The 15,682-nt window shown below is 65.0% G+C and carries 15 protein-coding genes; 8 read left to right on the top strand and 7 right to left on the bottom strand.

Going from position 1 to position 15,682, the window contains the following annotated elements; all coding sequences use genetic code 11:
• Positions 1-15: 15 nt before the first annotated feature.
• From FFS68_RS15300 to FFS68_RS15290, 3 genes are read right to left on the bottom strand one after another with little or no spacing between them, the layout of a single operon-like run.
• The gene (locus tag FFS68_RS15300; RefSeq protein WP_249340189.1) at positions 16-696 is read right to left on the bottom strand and encodes a TadE family protein; all 681 of its coding nucleotides are present in this window, start codon (positions 694-696) and stop codon (positions 16-18) included.
• Entirely contained in the window at positions 693-1,286 is a 594-nt protein-coding gene (locus FFS68_RS15295) for a TadE/TadG family type IV pilus assembly protein (protein ID WP_137754059.1), read from the bottom strand. The genes FFS68_RS15300 and FFS68_RS15295 overlap by 4 nt, the downstream gene beginning before the upstream one ends.
• A complete protein-coding gene (locus FFS68_RS15290; RefSeq protein WP_137754058.1) occupies positions 1,283-3,265 on the bottom strand; it encodes a TadE/TadG family type IV pilus assembly protein in 1,983 nt (660 codons plus the stop codon). The genes FFS68_RS15295 and FFS68_RS15290 overlap by 4 nt, the downstream gene beginning before the upstream one ends.
• 205 nt (positions 3,266-3,470) lie before the next feature.
• Between FFS68_RS15290 and FFS68_RS15285 the strand changes: the two genes are divergently transcribed.
• Together FFS68_RS15285 and FFS68_RS15280 are read left to right on the top strand one after the other, a co-directional pair.
• Entirely contained in the window at positions 3,471-4,220 is a 750-nt protein-coding gene (locus FFS68_RS15285) for a 16S rRNA (uracil(1498)-N(3))-methyltransferase (RefSeq protein ID WP_137754057.1), read from the top strand.
• 159 nt (positions 4,221-4,379) lie between these two features.
• Positions 4,380-6,293 carry a proprotein convertase P-domain-containing protein gene (locus FFS68_RS15280; RefSeq protein WP_249340188.1) on the top strand — a complete coding sequence of 638 codons (1,914 nt, stop codon included), beginning with the start codon at positions 4,380-4,382 and terminating at the stop codon, positions 6,291-6,293.
• A 30-nt stretch (positions 6,294-6,323) separates the two neighbouring features.
• Here the strand turns inward: FFS68_RS15280 and FFS68_RS17970 are convergent, their stop codons facing one another.
• Entirely contained in the window at positions 6,324-6,464 is a 141-nt protein-coding gene (locus tag FFS68_RS17970) for a hypothetical protein (RefSeq protein WP_171003908.1), read from the bottom strand.
• A 130-nt stretch (positions 6,465-6,594) separates the two neighbouring features.
• On the opposite strand from FFS68_RS17970, the gene FFS68_RS15275 reads away from it, so the two are divergent.
• The 3 genes from FFS68_RS15275 to FFS68_RS15265 all read left to right on the top strand — a co-directional run bounded on the left by FFS68_RS15275 (position 6,595) and on the right by FFS68_RS15265 (position 11,135).
• Complete coding sequence (locus tag FFS68_RS15275; RefSeq protein WP_137754055.1) at positions 6,595-7,095, top strand: hypothetical protein; 501 nt, start codon at positions 6,595-6,597, stop codon at positions 7,093-7,095.
• A gap of 65 nt (positions 7,096-7,160) precedes the next feature.
• Entirely contained in the window at positions 7,161-8,534 is a 1,374-nt protein-coding gene (locus tag FFS68_RS15270) for a glutamate--cysteine ligase (protein WP_137754074.1), read from the top strand.
• 324 nt (positions 8,535-8,858) lie between these two features.
• On the top strand, positions 8,859-11,135 hold the full coding sequence (locus FFS68_RS15265; RefSeq protein ID WP_137754054.1) for a TonB-dependent receptor: 2,277 nt from the start codon (positions 8,859-8,861) through the stop codon (positions 11,133-11,135).
• A gap of 33 nt (positions 11,136-11,168) precedes the next feature.
• Here the strand turns inward: FFS68_RS15265 and FFS68_RS15260 are convergent, their stop codons facing one another.
• Entirely contained in the window at positions 11,169-12,575 is a 1,407-nt protein-coding gene (locus FFS68_RS15260) for an isoprenylcysteine carboxylmethyltransferase family protein (protein WP_137754053.1), read from the bottom strand.
• Between the two features lie 231 nt (positions 12,576-12,806).
• Between FFS68_RS15260 and FFS68_RS15255 the strand changes: the two genes are divergently transcribed.
• From FFS68_RS15255 to FFS68_RS15245, 3 genes are read left to right on the top strand one after another with little or no spacing between them, the layout of a single operon-like run.
• Positions 12,807-14,006 carry a M23 family metallopeptidase gene (locus tag FFS68_RS15255; protein WP_137754052.1) on the top strand — a complete coding sequence of 400 codons (1,200 nt, stop codon included), beginning with the start codon at positions 12,807-12,809 and terminating at the stop codon, positions 14,004-14,006.
• Between the two features lies 1 nt (position 14,007).
• On the top strand, positions 14,008-14,406 hold the full coding sequence (locus tag FFS68_RS15250; RefSeq protein ID WP_137754073.1) for a polymer-forming cytoskeletal protein: 399 nt from the start codon (positions 14,008-14,010) through the stop codon (positions 14,404-14,406).
• A gap of 22 nt (positions 14,407-14,428) precedes the next feature.
• Entirely contained in the window at positions 14,429-14,650 is a 222-nt protein-coding gene (locus tag FFS68_RS15245) for a DUF2945 domain-containing protein (RefSeq protein WP_137754051.1), read from the top strand.
• Here FFS68_RS15245 and FFS68_RS15240 read toward each other — a convergent pair.
• A complete protein-coding gene (locus FFS68_RS15240; protein WP_137754050.1) occupies positions 14,637-14,936 on the bottom strand; it encodes a DUF1905 domain-containing protein in 300 nt (99 codons plus the stop codon). The two genes, FFS68_RS15245 and FFS68_RS15240, sit on opposite strands and share 14 nt — an antisense overlap.
• The coding region (locus tag FFS68_RS15235; RefSeq protein ID WP_137754049.1) for an ATP-binding protein at positions 14,933-15,682 on the bottom strand (750 nt) is incomplete at its 5' end. The genes FFS68_RS15240 and FFS68_RS15235, both read right to left, overlap by 4 nt.

Genomic DNA, 15,682 nt, shown 5'->3' with positions numbered 1-15,682 from the left:
CCGCGCCGCGCGCGATCAGGCGCAGAGCGAAGGGGTCGCTGCCGGGGCGGGGTTAAAGATGCCGCTGTTGTTCTCGCCCTGCAGGTTGCGTCCCTCGCGGATGAGGAAGGCGGCGGTTTCACGCATCCGCTTGGTCTGGAACCATTTGCCCCAGACCAGCGATTTATAGTCGTAGGTGACCTCGACCAGCATGATCGCGGTGCCGCTCGCCGCATCGACCCCGACACCGGCAAAGCTCGTTCCCGTGGCGCCCGTGCCTTGCGGGCCATAAGCCGAAGCGATCGGCAGATCGCCGTAACAACGCTGCCAGTGGATCCATTGCCCGCCATCGGGATTGCGTTCGATGCTCGACAGGATGACCCGGCCGTTGGTTTTGAAATTCATGCCCTTGGCCTGTTCCTCGACGCCGGCAAAAACCTCGTTGATGTCGACCTCGCGCACGCTCGGCTGCGACAAATTGCTGCCAAAGGCGATCCGCGCCGCGTTGTCCGCCGCGCTCAGGCCGATCTGGTTCACGCGCGTGCCGGTCAGGAGCAGATTGGCATATTCGATGCCGCCAAAACCGATGAGCGCGAGGATGGGCACGCAGAAAGCCACTTCGATCATGACCACCGCGCTGACGTCGCGCGCCAGATGGGCGGCGGCCCGGGTCCGCCGGGCGGCCCGCACCAGGGCCCGGTTCAAAAAGTTGGTCATGTGCAGATCACCTGCTTCGTCGATGTCGCGGCATTGTACGGCTGATTACGCAGCACCGTGCTCGCGACCAGCGTGCTTTGTTCCGACTGCCCCATAAATTTCCAGATCGGCAGCACCCGCGTCATCTTGAGCGACGCGGTATAGAGAACGATGTCTTCGGCCCCGCCATTGCCGGTCTGGCCGCGATCGGCGTCCCAGCTGGCGTTGCCGTTGACATCCTCGAAACATTCGCCGCTGTCGTAACGACCGTTGCCATTGCCATCGGTAAAGGCTTCGGGATCACCGACTTCGCTGTAGCTGTCATACGCCTTGCGGACAAAAGTGACTTCGCCGCGGGGAAAGACGTTGAGCACCTTGCGGCGCACTTCATTGTCGAGTGCCGTCTGGCTGAGCGCATTGCCCTCCAGCGTCGCGGCGCGCGCCGCGGCGTTCACCACCCCCTGCAGCTCGAGTTTGGCGTAGAATTGCCACGAAAAGTCCAGAATCCCGAGCAAGATGATCAGGAACAGCGGCGCGGTCAGCGCAAATTCGACGACCGCATTGCCCGCTTCGTTGCGACGCAGCCAGCGCAGGAAAGGCCGGCGCGTCATTGCGACAACCGCAGTTTGGAAATCTGCCGGGCGATCGCCTGGAAGTTTTCGTTGAGCTGGGCGGCATTATTCGCCTGATAGGCTTTGCCCGGGCTCGCGCAGGTGCTCAGCTGGCTGTTCAGCGCGACGCCAAAACCCACCACCCAGACGGTGATATTCTTTGCCTTGGCCTTTTCGCAAAGCTGCAGGAAGCGATTGTTGTGCCGCGTCGTCAGGTTGCTGTCGCTGGTCCCGCCAACCCGCTTCATCAACCACTCATAGCCCTGGAACGACAAATTGCCCATGTTCGGCGCCATTTCGCCGTCGGTCATAAAGACGATGTGGCGGCTGATCGGACGGGTGTTGGGCGCCGTCGCATTTTCATCGGCGAACATGCCGTCGGGCGACAGCAGGCGCACGCCCCACACCATCCCGGCGTCATGATAGGTACCGCCGACCGGCTGGAGCGACTGGATATAGCTGTTGAAGGTCGACCGATCGCTCGCCGTTTGCGTCGTCAGCTTCATCGCCGGGACCGGACAGACGCCCCAACCGTTCGACCAGTAACGCGAGTAATTCTGCCAGCTGCCGTTGGTGCTGCTGTTGCTCGACACGCTGCTGCTGTTGACGTTGATCGCCCCCGTCGTCGACGGCGTGCCCCCCGGACTGCTGGCGCGCGGAAAGGCGATCTGCGGGATCAGCACTTTCCATTTCGTGTCATCGTCGCCCGTCGGTGCGGTATCGACATCCATGTCATGGGCGTCGGACGGGGCCGGATCGGTGGGACCGAACGGTTCGGTGCCGCGTTCCATGACGCACCCGCCCCACGTGTTCGACACGGTCGCGCCCGAATCGCCGGTGTCGGTCTCGATCGCCGAGCCGCCCTTGGCCTGACTGACGTCGAACACCCGGTCCTGATAGGTATATTTATTGTCGAACGACTGCGTCGGCGTTTCGGTCACCGTGGTCGTATAGGTGCGCGTAAAGGTCGCGACGCGGCGTTGCAGGCGGCATCGGCTGTTCGACCAGGTGTAGCGATAGTTATAATAGGTATAGGTCTGGTTGGTGTCGTAGGTCGTGATGCGATTGCCATTGCCATCGACATATTGCGCGGTCTGGTTCGAATTGGGCGAACCGCTGGGCGTCGGCGTCGTATCGGCGGGCGGCTCCAGATTGCCGCAGGACGAGCTGTCCTGGCCGTTGACCGTGCTGACATTGGAATAATTGCCATAGCTGGTGTTGCCGTCGGAATATTCCTCCGACTGCTCGCTGGTGGCATTGCCCCAGGTCACCTTGAACACCGGCGTGCGCGACGGCAGCAGCACATTGTCGGACAGCCAGGACGGATTCTTGGCGTACAGGATACTGCCGACATTCGCGGACGAGCTGTACGGCACGACGCCGAACCGCAGGCGGCCATCGCCGACATCTGCCGTGGTCAGCGTGTCGAAAAAGTCCATCGTGGCCGATTTCAGCGCCGTGATGCGATTGACCGAGTCGCCCGAATTGGTCTGCGCCATCGATCCGGTAACGTCGAGCACCATCATCACGTCGGCGTTCGAGATTTCCAGCTTGGCCGTGCAATTCACCGCAAGATCGAATTGCTGATAGTTGAAAATCTGCATCAGTGCGGTGGGCAGCCGGGCCGTGGCGGTTCCCTTGACGTTCGACGCGCCTTCGGCCTGCGAGGCAAAGGTCACCGCGCTGCTGCCATAAGCGCTGGCGCCATAGTTGTAATTGAACATCTTGTTCGCTTCGGCCTGCGCCGCGGTCGTGTACGTGCTGCCGGCCATGGCGCGGCGCCCGGCGAGCACGCCGGCGTCGCACGCCTGTTGCAGGCGCAGCTGCGCCATATAGGCGCGCCCGATGTCGATGCCCGATCCCAGCAGCCCGATGACCGGCAGGATGGCAGCCGCGGTCAGGAACATCGCATTGCCGCGCTTGTCGCGCGAAAGCCTTTTGGTGCCCTGCCGCAGGCGGGTGAATACGGTCCCTCGCATGGTCTAACCCCTCTTGGTCCAGACACGCGGCCCACTACAGATGCGTGGCTGGCATCCTTGCACTAGGGCGGAACTGCTTACCAAACCCCTAATCCACCGCGCCGTGACGACCGCTTCGCACCGCCATTTTGACCCGGATCGGGACAGATCGGCCCATCGCACGCAGCAGATGCGCAAAATCTCGGCGTCTGCTATCGCCCGCGTCATGCCCGCGACTCCCGCCTGGCCGCCCGCCAGCACCCCCCGCTTGTTCGTCGATATGCCGCTCGCCGACGGCGCCGCGGCGACGATCGACGGCGCCGCCGCTCATTATCTGCTCAATGTGATGCGGCTAAAAGTCGGGGCGCCGATCCTGCTGTTCGACAACCGCAGCGGCGAATGGCTGGCCAGTGTCGCCGATGCGGGCAAACGATCGCTGACGCTGCACATCGAACGTCAAACGCGCGTGATCGAACAGGTGCCTGACCTGTGGCTGTGCTTTGCGCCGGTCAAAAAGGCGCGGCTCGACTGGATCATCGAAAAGGCGACCGAGCTGGGCGTCGCGCGGCTGCAACCGGTGATCACCGAACGCACGATCGTCGAACGCGTCAAGCGCGAGCGGCTGGAGGCACAGATTATCGAGGCGTGCGAGCAATGCGGGCGCACCGCGCTGCCCGCGCTGGGTGAGCCGGTCAAATTGGCGCAATTGCTGTCCGCATGGCCCGCCGACCGCGCGCTGCTGTTCGCCGATGAAGCCGGCGGCGTACCGCTGTCCACCGTCGCCGCCCCGGCCCCGGCCGCGATCCTCGTCGGCCCCGAGGGCGGCTTTACGCCGCGCGAGCGCGACTTGGTGCTCGAAAACCCCGCGGTCCGGCGCATCGCGCTCGGCCCGCGTATCCTGCGCGCCGAAACCGCGGCAATCGCGGCGACCAGCCTGTGGATGGCGCAGCATGGCGATTGGGGCGGCGGCGCCTGAATGCGCAAAGCTGTTCCGTTCCCGGACAGTTTTCGAGCCAAGCCCCCCGATTTTAACCGTATATTAGCTATGCGCGGGCATAGCGGCCCGATGCAACGGCAGGACCAGAGCCGATATTGCTGGCGTGGGGGCCAGCACGCACAGTTTGTACGAGCCCTTTTGCTGCTCGTCGGGCTGGCGCTGGCGCTCGCCGTCAATCCGGCCGCGGCGCAGACCACCACGACCTACAGCAACACCACCACCGGGACGATCAGCGAAACCGCGACCCCGTGCACCACCCCGCTGGTGCGCAATTTCACCGTCGCCGCCAACGCCCAGATCACCGACGTCAATATCGGGGTGCAATTCAGTCATACCTATCGCGGCGACATCCGCGCAACTTTGGTCTCGCCGACCGGCACCGTCGTCAATCTGATCACCAATGTCGGGACGGGGGCGGACAATCTGAACGTCCTGTTCGACGACAGCGCCGCGACGAGCATTTCGGCGCACAGCGCGAACGACAACACCGCCGCCGCGCCGCCCTATCAGCGGACATTTGCTCCCGAGACGGCGCTGACCACATTCAATGGCCAGGGTTCGGCGGGGACGTGGCAGCTGACGATCTGCGACTCGCTGAACGGCGACGTGGGCAATTTTACCCGCGCCGACCTGACGCTGACGACGGTGCCGATCGCACCCTCGGCCGATCTGTCGCTGGCCAAGTCGGTCAGCAATGCGGCACCCGCCGTCGGGGTCAGCATCAACTATGTGCTCAGCGTCACCAACGCCAGCGGCTCGGCGCTGACCGCGACCGGGGTGACGGTGCAGGACACGCTGCCCGCGGGCTTCGCCTTCACCGGCGCATCGGGGTTCGGCAGCTACAACAGCGTGACCGGCGTCTGGACCGTCGGCAGCATCCCGCCCGGCACCACGCGCACCCTGACGATTTCCGGCACCGTCACCGCGACCGCGGGCGCGGTCATCGCCAATATCGCCGAAGTCAGCGCCTCGTCCGCGTTCGATTTCGATTCGACCCCGGGCAATGGCGCCGCGGGCGAGGATGATTATGACAGCGCCAGTTTCACCGTCGCCGGCACGCGCGTCGCCGGAACGCCGCCGACCCTCGTCTGCCCGGTCGGTTCGACCCTCCATGATTGGGACGGCGTCACCTGGACGGCGGGGACGACCAGCGGCAGCTATCCGCTGACCGCGATCGGCACGATGAATTTCAATATCGGGATCAGCGGAGGGGCATTCCTGACCAACGCGACCTATGGCGGCCAGTCGCCGACGCGGCAGAATGTCGTCACCGGCGGCTTTTCCCCGGCGCAATTTTCGATTTTCCAGCTGGTCGACATGACCAGCCAGTCGGGAACTGTCGCCACGACGATGACGCTCCCAACCGCGGTGCCGGGGGCGCAGTTCCGCCTGTTCGACATCGACTATGCCGCCGGGCAATTCGCCGACCGGGTGACCGTCACGGGCAGCTTCAACGGATCGCCGGTCACGCCGGTGCTGACCAACGGGGTCAGCAACTATGTCATCGGCAACAGCGCCTATGGCGACGGCACCTCGGCCGATGCCAGCGCCAACGGCAATGTCGTCGTGACCTTTTCCGCGCCGGTCGACACGATCGTCGTCGAATATGGCAACCACAGCCTCGCCCCCGCCAACCCGGGGCAACAGGCGATCGCGATCCACGATATCAGCTTTTGCCGCCCGACCGCCAATCTGACGATCGCCAAGACCAGCAGCGTGATCAGCGACCCGACCAATGGCACCACCGATCCCAAGGCGATCCCCGGCGCGACGATGCGTTACTGCATCCTGGTCACCAACAATGGCAGCGGCACCGCAACCGCGATCAACGTCGCCGACGCGCTGCCCGGCACCACCACCTTCAGCCCCAGCTCGCTGCGCAGCGGTTCGAGCTGCGCGGGCGCCGTCACGGTCGAGGACGATAACGCCAGCGGCGCCGACGAAAGCGATCCGTTCGGCGCCTCGATCACCGGCACCGCCGTCGCCGCCACCGCGCCGACACTGGCGCCCGGCACTGGGTTTGCCGTCGCGTTCGATGTGACGATCAATTGATCCTGGGCAGTCGCTCACCCTGACCGAAGCCTATACCGCGGGCGCGGCGGCGAATTGCAACAGCAGCATCGAATGCCGCCGCAACAGCGACAATGTCACCGTCGCGACCAGCGGCCTGATCAACAACGCCAGCCTTTCGTCGGTCGCCAACAGCGCGAACGAGACCGACACCAACGCCGCGGTTACCGTCTATGCTGCCGAAGGCGCGGCGCTGAGCGAGGCTTTCACCGTCGGCACCGGCGCCAACTATAGTCAGGCGCTGGCCTGCACCGGCAACGCCACCGCGCTCGCGGGCAATATCTTGACGGTCAATCCCGCCGACACCGCGATCACCTGCACGTTCACCAACAGCTATGTCGTGCCATTGGCGATCGCCAAGACGTCGGTCGCCTATAGCGACCAGGTGAACGGTCTGATCAACCCCAAGCTGATCCCCGGCAGTTTTGCAAATTACACGCTGACCATCACCGCGCCCGCCAGCACCAGCCCGACCAACAACAGCGTCATCGTCACCGACGCGCTGCCCACCAATCTCAGCCTGTTCGTCGGCACCTACGCCCCCGGCCCCGGCCCCGTGCGCTTCACGCCCGGCGCCAGGGGCCTGACCTACAGCGTCACCAGTCTGGCAAACGCGACCGACGACCTGGAATTTTCGAACAATGGCGGCGCCAGCTGGACCTATGTGCCAACCGCCGACGCCGACGGCGTCGATGCCGCCGTCACCCATGTCCGGATCCGGCCCAAGGACACGATGGCGGCGGGATCGAGCTTTACGATCAACCTGCGCGGACTGGTCGAATAGAGCCGGATTCTGGCCCTGATTCAACAGTCGATTGCATTCTATACTGAACAGTCTAAATGCGCGATATGAGCACGCGCACCGCTTCGGACAGCAACGATCCCATCATCGAAAACCGCGACCAGCTCGCGGTCCCCATGGCCCAGGGCGAGAAGCCCAAGGACCGCTGGCGCATCGGCACCGAGCACGAGAAATTCGTCTATCGCACCGCCGATCATCGCGCGCCCAGCTATGACGAACCCGGCGGCATCCACGACCTGTTGATGGCGCTCACCCGCTTCGGCTGGGAACCGGTGATCGAGGGCGGGAAGGTGATCGCGCTTGCGGGCAGCGACGGCACGGTCAGCCTCGAACCCGCGGGGCAACTCGAACTCTCGGGCGCGCCGCTCGAAAATCTCCACCAGACCTGCGCCGAAACCGGCCGCCACCTGAAACAGGTGAAGGAAGTCGGCGCCGAACTCGGCCTCGGCTTCCTTGGAGTCGGGATGTGGCCCGACAAGACCCGCGCCGAACTGCCGATCATGCCCAAGGGGCGCTACAAGATCATGCTCGACCATATGCCGCGCGTCGGCAGCATGGGGCTCGACATGATGCTGCGCACCTGCACCATCCAGACCAACCTCGATTATTCATCCGAAGCCGACATGGTGCAGAAATTCCGCGTCTCGCTGGCGCTGCAACCGATCGCGACCGCGCTGTTCGCCAGCTCGCCCTTCACCGAAGGCAAGCCCAACGGCTTCATGTCGTACCGCAGCCATATCTGGACCGACACCGACCCCGCGCGCACCGGGATGCTGCCCTTCGTGTTCGAGCAGGGCTTCGGCTACGAACGCTATGTCGACTATATGCTCGACGTGCCGATGTATTTCGTCTTCCGTGACGGCAAATATATCGACGCCGCGGGGCAGAGCTTCCGCGACTTTCTGAAGGGCAAGCTGCTCGCGCTGCCCGGCGAAAAACCGCGCCTCTCCGACTGGAACGACCATCTCTCGACCGCCTTCCCCGAAGTGCGGCTCAAGAGCTTCCTCGAAATGCGCGGCGCCGACGGCGGCCCGTGGAACCGCATCTGCGCGCTCCCCGCGCTCTGGGTCGGCTTGCTCTACGATCAGGGCGCGCTCGACGCCGCATGGGACCTCGTCAAGGGCTGGAGCATCGAGGAACAGCAGACGCTCCGCGACGCCGTCCCACGCGACGGTCTTTGCGCCCCCGCGCCCGGCGGCGGCACCGTCGGCGACCTCGCGCATCGCGTCCTCGACATCGCGGCGGCGGGGCTCGCCGCGCGCGGCGAAGTCAATTCGATGGGCGACAATGAAGTCGGCTTCCTCGAACCACTCCGCCGCATCGCCAAAAGCGGCAAATCCCCCGCGCACGAGCTACTCGACCGCTACGAAGGGCCGTGGGACGGCGATCTGTCGAAGATCTACGACGAGCTCAGCTTCTAAATACTACCACTCCGCCTGCCGCGACTTTGAGCGCGGGGAGGTGGTTTACACTGCTTTCTGCTCCCCGGCGAAGGCCGGGGTCCAGGGCGCAACCGGGCAACGCTCGCTCTCTAACGCTCTGGACCCCGGCCTCCGCCGGGGAGCAGCGCCTTCCGATCGTTTGTCGCCACCCCCGCCACCCCCAAAAGTGCAGCAAATCCGCAACACTGCTGACACGAACGTCAGCGGCGCGCGCATCCGCGATTGATCGCACGCACCCATAACGCCAAAGAGGGCGCGGTTTTTCGCCTCTCCCATCACCCACTCTGTTTCAGGAAGCTCGCCATGCGCCATTTTCCTTCCGCTACCGCTATAGCGCTCGTTCTCGCTTCGGCCGGCTGGGCTGCCCCGGCCGCCGCGCAGGATGCGCCCACCACGCCCGCTGCCGACGACGGCACGCTGGGCGAAATCATCGTCACCGCGCAGCGCCGCGAGGAAAATCTGCAAGACATCCCGGTTTCGGTCGATGTCGTCAGCGGCGCCAAGCTCGACGCGATCAATTCGGGCGGCGGCGACATTCGCGCGCTGGCCGGCCGCGTCCCCAGCCTCAACATCGAATCCTCGTTCGGGCGCACCTTTCCGCGCTTTTACATCCGCGGCCTCGGCAACACCGATTTCGACCTCAACGCGTCGCAGCCGGTCAGCCTGGTCTATGACGATGTCGTGCTGGAAAATCCGATCCTGAAGGGCTTCCCGATCTTTGACATCGACCGCGTCGAAGTGCTGCGCGGACCGCAGGGCACCTTGTTCGGTCGCAACACCCCCGCGGGCATCGTCAAGTTCGACAGCGTCCGCCCCGACCGCGATGGCGGTTACATCAAGGGCAGCTATGGCCGCTTCGATTCAATCAATATCGAAGGCGCGGCAGGCGGCCATCTGTCCGACACCGTGTCGGCGCGCCTGTCGGCAATGTATCAGCGGCGCAGCGACTGGGTCGACAATCTCGCGACCCCGGACAAGAACGATCTCGAAGGCTATGAGGATGTCGCGATCCGCGGCCAGCTGCAGTTCGAACCCAGCGATGCGTTCAAGCTGCGCCTGACCGGCCAGTATCGCAATTTCGACGGCACCGCGCGCGTGTTCCGCGCCAACATCTTCCGCCCCGGCAGCAACGACCTGATCTTCTACCCCGGAGTCCAGAACCCCGGCCAGACCCCGGCGGCGCCGGTCGATTTCGACCGCAATGTCGTGCGCACCGACGGCATCAATTACCAGAAGCTCGAGCTGTACAACGCCGCCGCGACGATGGATTACGACCTTGGTCCGGTCACCCTCACCTCGGTCACCGCGTACTGGAACGGCAATTACGACAGCCGCGGCGACATCGACGGCGGCTTTGGCGCGGCCTTCCTGCCGGGTTCGGGTCCGGGCATCATCCCCTTCCCGGCGCAGTCGCAGGATCAGGTGCCCAGCCTCGATCAGTTCAGCCAGGAAATCCGCATCGCATCGAACGGCGGCGCGATCGATTACCAGGCCGGCCTCTTCTACTTCGACGAGGACATCGACATCGGGTCGATCAACTATGACAATCCGACCGACACCACCCCCAGCGTCATCGCGCTCCAGCGTCAGGAATCGCGCGCATGGGGCGTGTTCGGGTCGGTCACCGTGCCCATCACCGAACAGTTCAAGCTGACCGCCGGGGCGCGCTACAACAATGACAAGCGCGACATGGTCGTCAACCGCACGGGCTTTTTCGGCGCCATCGGCACCGGCAGCGCCAGCGTCGATGACGAAAATCTGACCTGGGATCTGTCGGCGCGCTACGAAGCGTCGGACAGCGTCAACGTCTATGCCCGCGTCGCCAAGGGGTATCGCGCCCCGAGTATTCAAGGCCGCGCGCTGTTCGTGTTCACGACGGTGCAGGATGCGATCAGCACCGCCGACAGCGAAACGATCATGTCGTATGAGGCGGGGATCAAGACCGAGTTCAACCGCCGCGTCCGCTTCAACCTGTCGGGCTTTGTCTATGACCTCAAAAACGCGCAGTTGACCGCGGTCGGCGGCGCCAGCAACGCGGCGCGGCTGATCAACGTCGACAATGTCCACGGCTATGGCTTCGAGGCCGAGCTCGACGCGCGTCCGATCGACAATATGACGCTGACCGCGGGGGTCAGCTACAACAACGCCAAGATCGACGATCCCAACGCCTTCATCACCGGTTGCGGCGGCGGCTGCACCGTCACCGACCCGGTGCGCCCCGGTTCGCCCGGCATCTATTCGATCGACGGCAACCAGCTGCCGCAGGCGCCCAAATGGTCGCTCAACTGGACCGCGGGTTATGGCGTGCCGGTGGGCGACGGCGAAGTCTATGTCTTCACCGACTGGGCGTACCGCTCAAAGGTCAATTTCTTCCTCTATGAATCGGCCGAGTTCAACGACGATCACATGCTCGAGGGTGGCCTTCGCATCGGGTACAAGACCGACCGCTATGACATCGCCGCCTTTGCCCGCAACATCACCAATGATGTGTCGGCGGTCGGCGCGATCGACTTCAACAACCTGACCGGCTTCGTCAACGAACCCCGCATCTGGGGCATCGAGGCGGGCTATAAATTCTGATGCCGCGGGCGCGCGGGGTTCGCCCCGCGCGCCTTATGCCACCGGCCCGACCCGCTCGTCGGGTTCGAGGCGGATCAGCGGGCGCTGCCGCCCCGTCAGCCGCGCGAACAGGCGCGGGACCAGCGCATGGTCCTGCGCCCAGTTCCAATATGCCACATAAGCGGGATCGGCGAGGAGATGCTTCTCCTCGGTCTTGGCGCGCCAATAATAGACCCCGCTGACCAGCGCGAGCAGCACGACATTGCGGGCGCCCTCGACCCAGCCGCCGGAGACCGCGAGGAAGGGCATTGCCCCCACCCACCAGCTGAGGTTTTTCGACACATAGGCGGGGTGCCGGGTGAAGGCATAGGGGCCGTGGGTGATGATGCCGCGGTGGGTCAGGTTCGAAAAGCGGATGCCGAAAGCCATCGTCGCCCAGCTATAAACCGCGGTGAGCGCAGCCAGCGTAACCGCCCAGACGATAAGCAGCGTCTCCTGCCCCGCCAGCCAATGCCCCCAATCGGCGCCGTTCACCTGATAGTCGAGCGGGCCGCCGCTCATCAGGATGAAGGGCGGGTAGCACACCAGCGCCGCGACCCACGCCATGCCATAGGGGTTGGCGGTGCGGATATGCGCGTCGAGCGGTTTCAAGGTCAGGATATAACCGACCGTCGCGATATGGACATCGATCAGATAGAGGAAATTGAGCGCCCACAGCCCGGTCATATAGGGGTTGGCGAGCACCTCGCGCATCGGCACGGTGACCAGCGCCGAAAAATTGCCCGGCACGATCGACAGCATGAAGGCGGTGAAAAACCCCTTCACCGCCCAGGCGCGCAGATGATGGCCGATCGCGCGGCCATCGACCGGCTGGCCGGGGGCGATCAGCAGGCGGCCGAATTGATAACAGCCGTCGCGCGGCTCGATCATGCGGCGGTCGAGCCACAGCATATAGGGCACCGACACCAACAACAGCCACGGCGCCACCCGTTCGAGCAAATCCATCGAAAAGGCATATTGGCCCTGCCAATAATAGCGCATCGTCGCATAGATCAGCGCGATCAGCCCCCAGGTCGCCCATAACCCGGCGAGCTTGGTCAGGCTGATATCGACGGTCTCGCGCCATGGACGCCGCTGCGCCCAGTCGATCCCGGTCGATGGATTGCGATGCACCTTGTCGACGAAAACCGACCACAGCACCATCGGCACGCCGCACGCCAGCACGCTGGCAATCGCCGAGTTCGGTCCGCTCATCGGGCCGCGCGTTCCCCAGTCGACGCCCAGGTACGCCGCAATGCCGGGCGCATAGCGTGCGAGCAGCAAATAGCCGACCAGCCCCGCCAGCCCGACGATACCGACCCCGGCGCTGACCGCCGAACGCGGGCGTGCGGTGCTGCCCGGCTGCGGCAGCGCTGACGTGTCGGCAGTGCCGGACGGTTCGGTTTTGCCCATGGGATTCATCGGCTTGGCCCTAGCAAAATTTGGTAAGCAAGCCGTCAATATTATTACCCGATTCGCGGCGAATTTCCTGCCAAAATGACAGTGTTCCCGCCGTTTGACACCGTTCACCGCAGGTTGAGTTCGACTCGGCGCGAGTCGCCCTGCAAAGATTCGCGCCGCCGCAATCGGCCTGTTAAGGCGCCCATCAATCGGGGCGGAGGGCTCCTTATAACAACAAGATGGGGTCGCCACTTGTCATCGAAATCGACGGGCCTGCGCCATTGGCGCCAGCGCTTTAACGCGCTGTTTCAGGACCATGAAATCTTCATTCGCACGCATGGTCATGTTCGATTCCTGCGCATCAGCGCCGTGTGGCAAAAGCGCGTCGCGCTAATCGCCGCTGTCGTGCTGATTGCTTGGGCCGGCGCAACCCTCGCCGTGCTGGTCAACCAACTGCTCACCGCCGACGAACGCGCCGCCGTTGCTCAGCAATCGGCGGCTGCCGCGGCATCCGAAAAGCGCATCGCGCAATATCGCGATCGCGTCGCCGAAACCGCCGCCGACCTCGAAGAGCGGCAGAACCAGCTCGAAGAGTGGCAGAAAACATATTTCGGTTCCGAACCCGCGGCAATTGCCGAGGGCGTGAACGCGACGAACGGCGAAACCGCCCAGCCTGCACTGAAAACCAGTGCCATCGACCCAAGCCTGCCTCCCGAGGCACAGGCGCTCGCGCGCGTCGCCGCGCGTCAGGAGGCGTTGTCCACGCGCCTGCTCGCAGCGGTCAATGAACGCGCCGCCAATGCCGAAACGGCCGTGGCGCAGCTCGGGCTCAATCCCACCGCGATCATTCGCGGCGCTGCAACCGGCCGCGGTGGTCCGTTCATCCCGTACAAGGGCCGCATGGGCAAGGCGAAGGCGCTCGGCGCATCGTTCGCCGCACTCGAAGGCGCGCTGTTCCGCATGGAAGTGCTCGAACGCACCCTCGTCGCCGTCCCGTCGGGCAACCCCGCCGATGTGCTGATGATGTCGTCCGGCTTCGGTTATCGCAGCGATCCCTTCACCGGCGGCGCCGCGATGCATTCGGGGCTCGATTTCCGTGGCCCTATCGGCACCCCGATCCTTGCCGCCGCCCCCGGCCGCGTCAGCTTCGTCGGGACCAAATCGGGTTATGGCAACGTCGTCGAGGTCGATCATGGCCAGGGCATCATGACCCGCTATGCCCACTTGTCGGGCTTCACGTCGAAGGTCGGGGCGCAGGTCGCCGCCGGTCAGCAAATCGCCAAAATGGGCTCGACCGGCCGTTCGACCGGTAGCCACCTGCATTTCGAAGTCCGTCTGAACGGCGTCGCGGTCAACCCGCGCCGCTTCCTGGAGGCCAAAGCCGATGTTCTCGAAGTCAAAAACGACGCCCGACAGCGAGTCGGTGCCATCACTGCCCGCGATGCCCGCTAAGATGGCGACCGGCGCGCGTCATACGACTTTTTCGATCCTGGGATCGGACGTCGTCGTCACCGGCAATGTCGCCGCCAGCGTCGACCTGCACGTCGACGGCAAGATCGAAGGCGATTTGAAATGCGCCAATCTGGTCCAGGGCGAGGCGAGCGAGATCAAGGGCGCCGTCGTCGCCGAGACCGCGAAGATTGCGGGCCTGCTCGACGGGTCGATCGAGGCCAAGACGCTGATCGTCCACGCCACCGCGCGGATTACCGGCGACGTGACCTACGAAACCATTACCATCGAAAATGGCGGCAAGGTCGACGGCAAGCTGTCGCACCGCCGCCACGGCGCGATGGCCGCGAAAGCGCCGCCGCCGCTCGAAGTGGTCGAGAACAAGTCGGCGCTGGGTATCTGATCTTGCCCCGCGCCGGGACGCTATGACCGCGCCCCAATTCGACATCGACGCCCACGTCCACTGGACCTGGGGCCGCGGCGAAGCCCATGGCCGCATTGCCGAACGCTTCGAGCAGCGCGTCGAACGCGTGATCAAGGGCGCGCGCATCGTCCGCAACGGATCGCCTGCCAACCCCGCCTATCTGATCGAAATGATCGACGGGCGCGAAGTGCTGAAACTGGGCAGCGAACTCAGCGGCGGATGATCCCGCTGACCTGCAGGGTGATCGCGACCCGGTCGCCCAGCCCGATGCCCTCGGCGCGCTGCACCGCCACCTTGATCGGCACGACATAGGTGTCGCCGCGCCGGAACAGCGAGGTCGTGAACGCGCTCGCCCCGATCTGCGCCGTCACCGGCACCATGCCCCAGCCATAGCTCGCCTCGCGCGCGGCGTAGCGCACCTCACCGACCAGATCATCGGGCACCGCGGCGAACAGATAGGGCGGCGGCCCGCGCCATTCGATAATCTCGGCGTCAAAGGCGAGCCTCAATTGCGCGGCGCCTGCCGCCGATAGCTCAGCGCTTCGGCGATATGGATGCGGCCGATATCGTCGGCCCCCGCAAGATCGGCGACGGTGCGCGCGACGCGCAGGATGCGCGTGTAGCCGCGCGCCGACAGCCGCATCGCCTCGGCCGCCTGCGCCAGCAGCTTGCGCCCGGCATCGTCGGGGGTCGCGACCGCCTCCATCAGCTCGCCGTCGATTTCGGCGTTGGTGCGCGCCTTGTGCTCGGCATAGCGCGCGGTCTGGCGCGACCGCGCCGCCGCGACGCGGGCCGCGACTTCGGCGCTGCCCTCGGCGGGGGGCGGCAGGACGAGGTCGGCGGCGCTGACCGCCTGCACCTCGACATGCAGGTCGATGCGGTCGAGCAGCGGGCCGGAGACCTTCGCCTGATAATCGGCGGCGCAGCGCGGGGCGCGGCTGCACGCCAGCGCCGGGTCGCCCAGATGGCCGCAGCGGCACGGGTTCATCGCCGCGACCATCTGCACCCGCGGCGGAAAGGTGACATGCGCGTTGGCGCGCGCGACGCTGACCTCGCCGGTCTCGAGCGGCTGGCGCAGCGAATCGAGGACGCTACGCTGAAATTCGGGCAGTTCGTCGAGGAACAATATGCCGAGATGCGCCAGGCTGACTTCGCCCGGCCGCACCCGCAGCCCGCCGCCGACGAGCGCGGGCATCGAGGCGCTGTGGTGCGGCGAACGGAACGGCCGCGCCCGAACCAGCCGTCCGCCCTCCAG

This window comes from Sphingopyxis sp. L1A2A (genome assembly GCF_005502465.1).
Lineage (GTDB): Bacteria > Pseudomonadota > Alphaproteobacteria > Sphingomonadales > Sphingomonadaceae > Sphingopyxis.
This window is presented reverse-complemented; position numbering and strand designations above follow the sequence as displayed.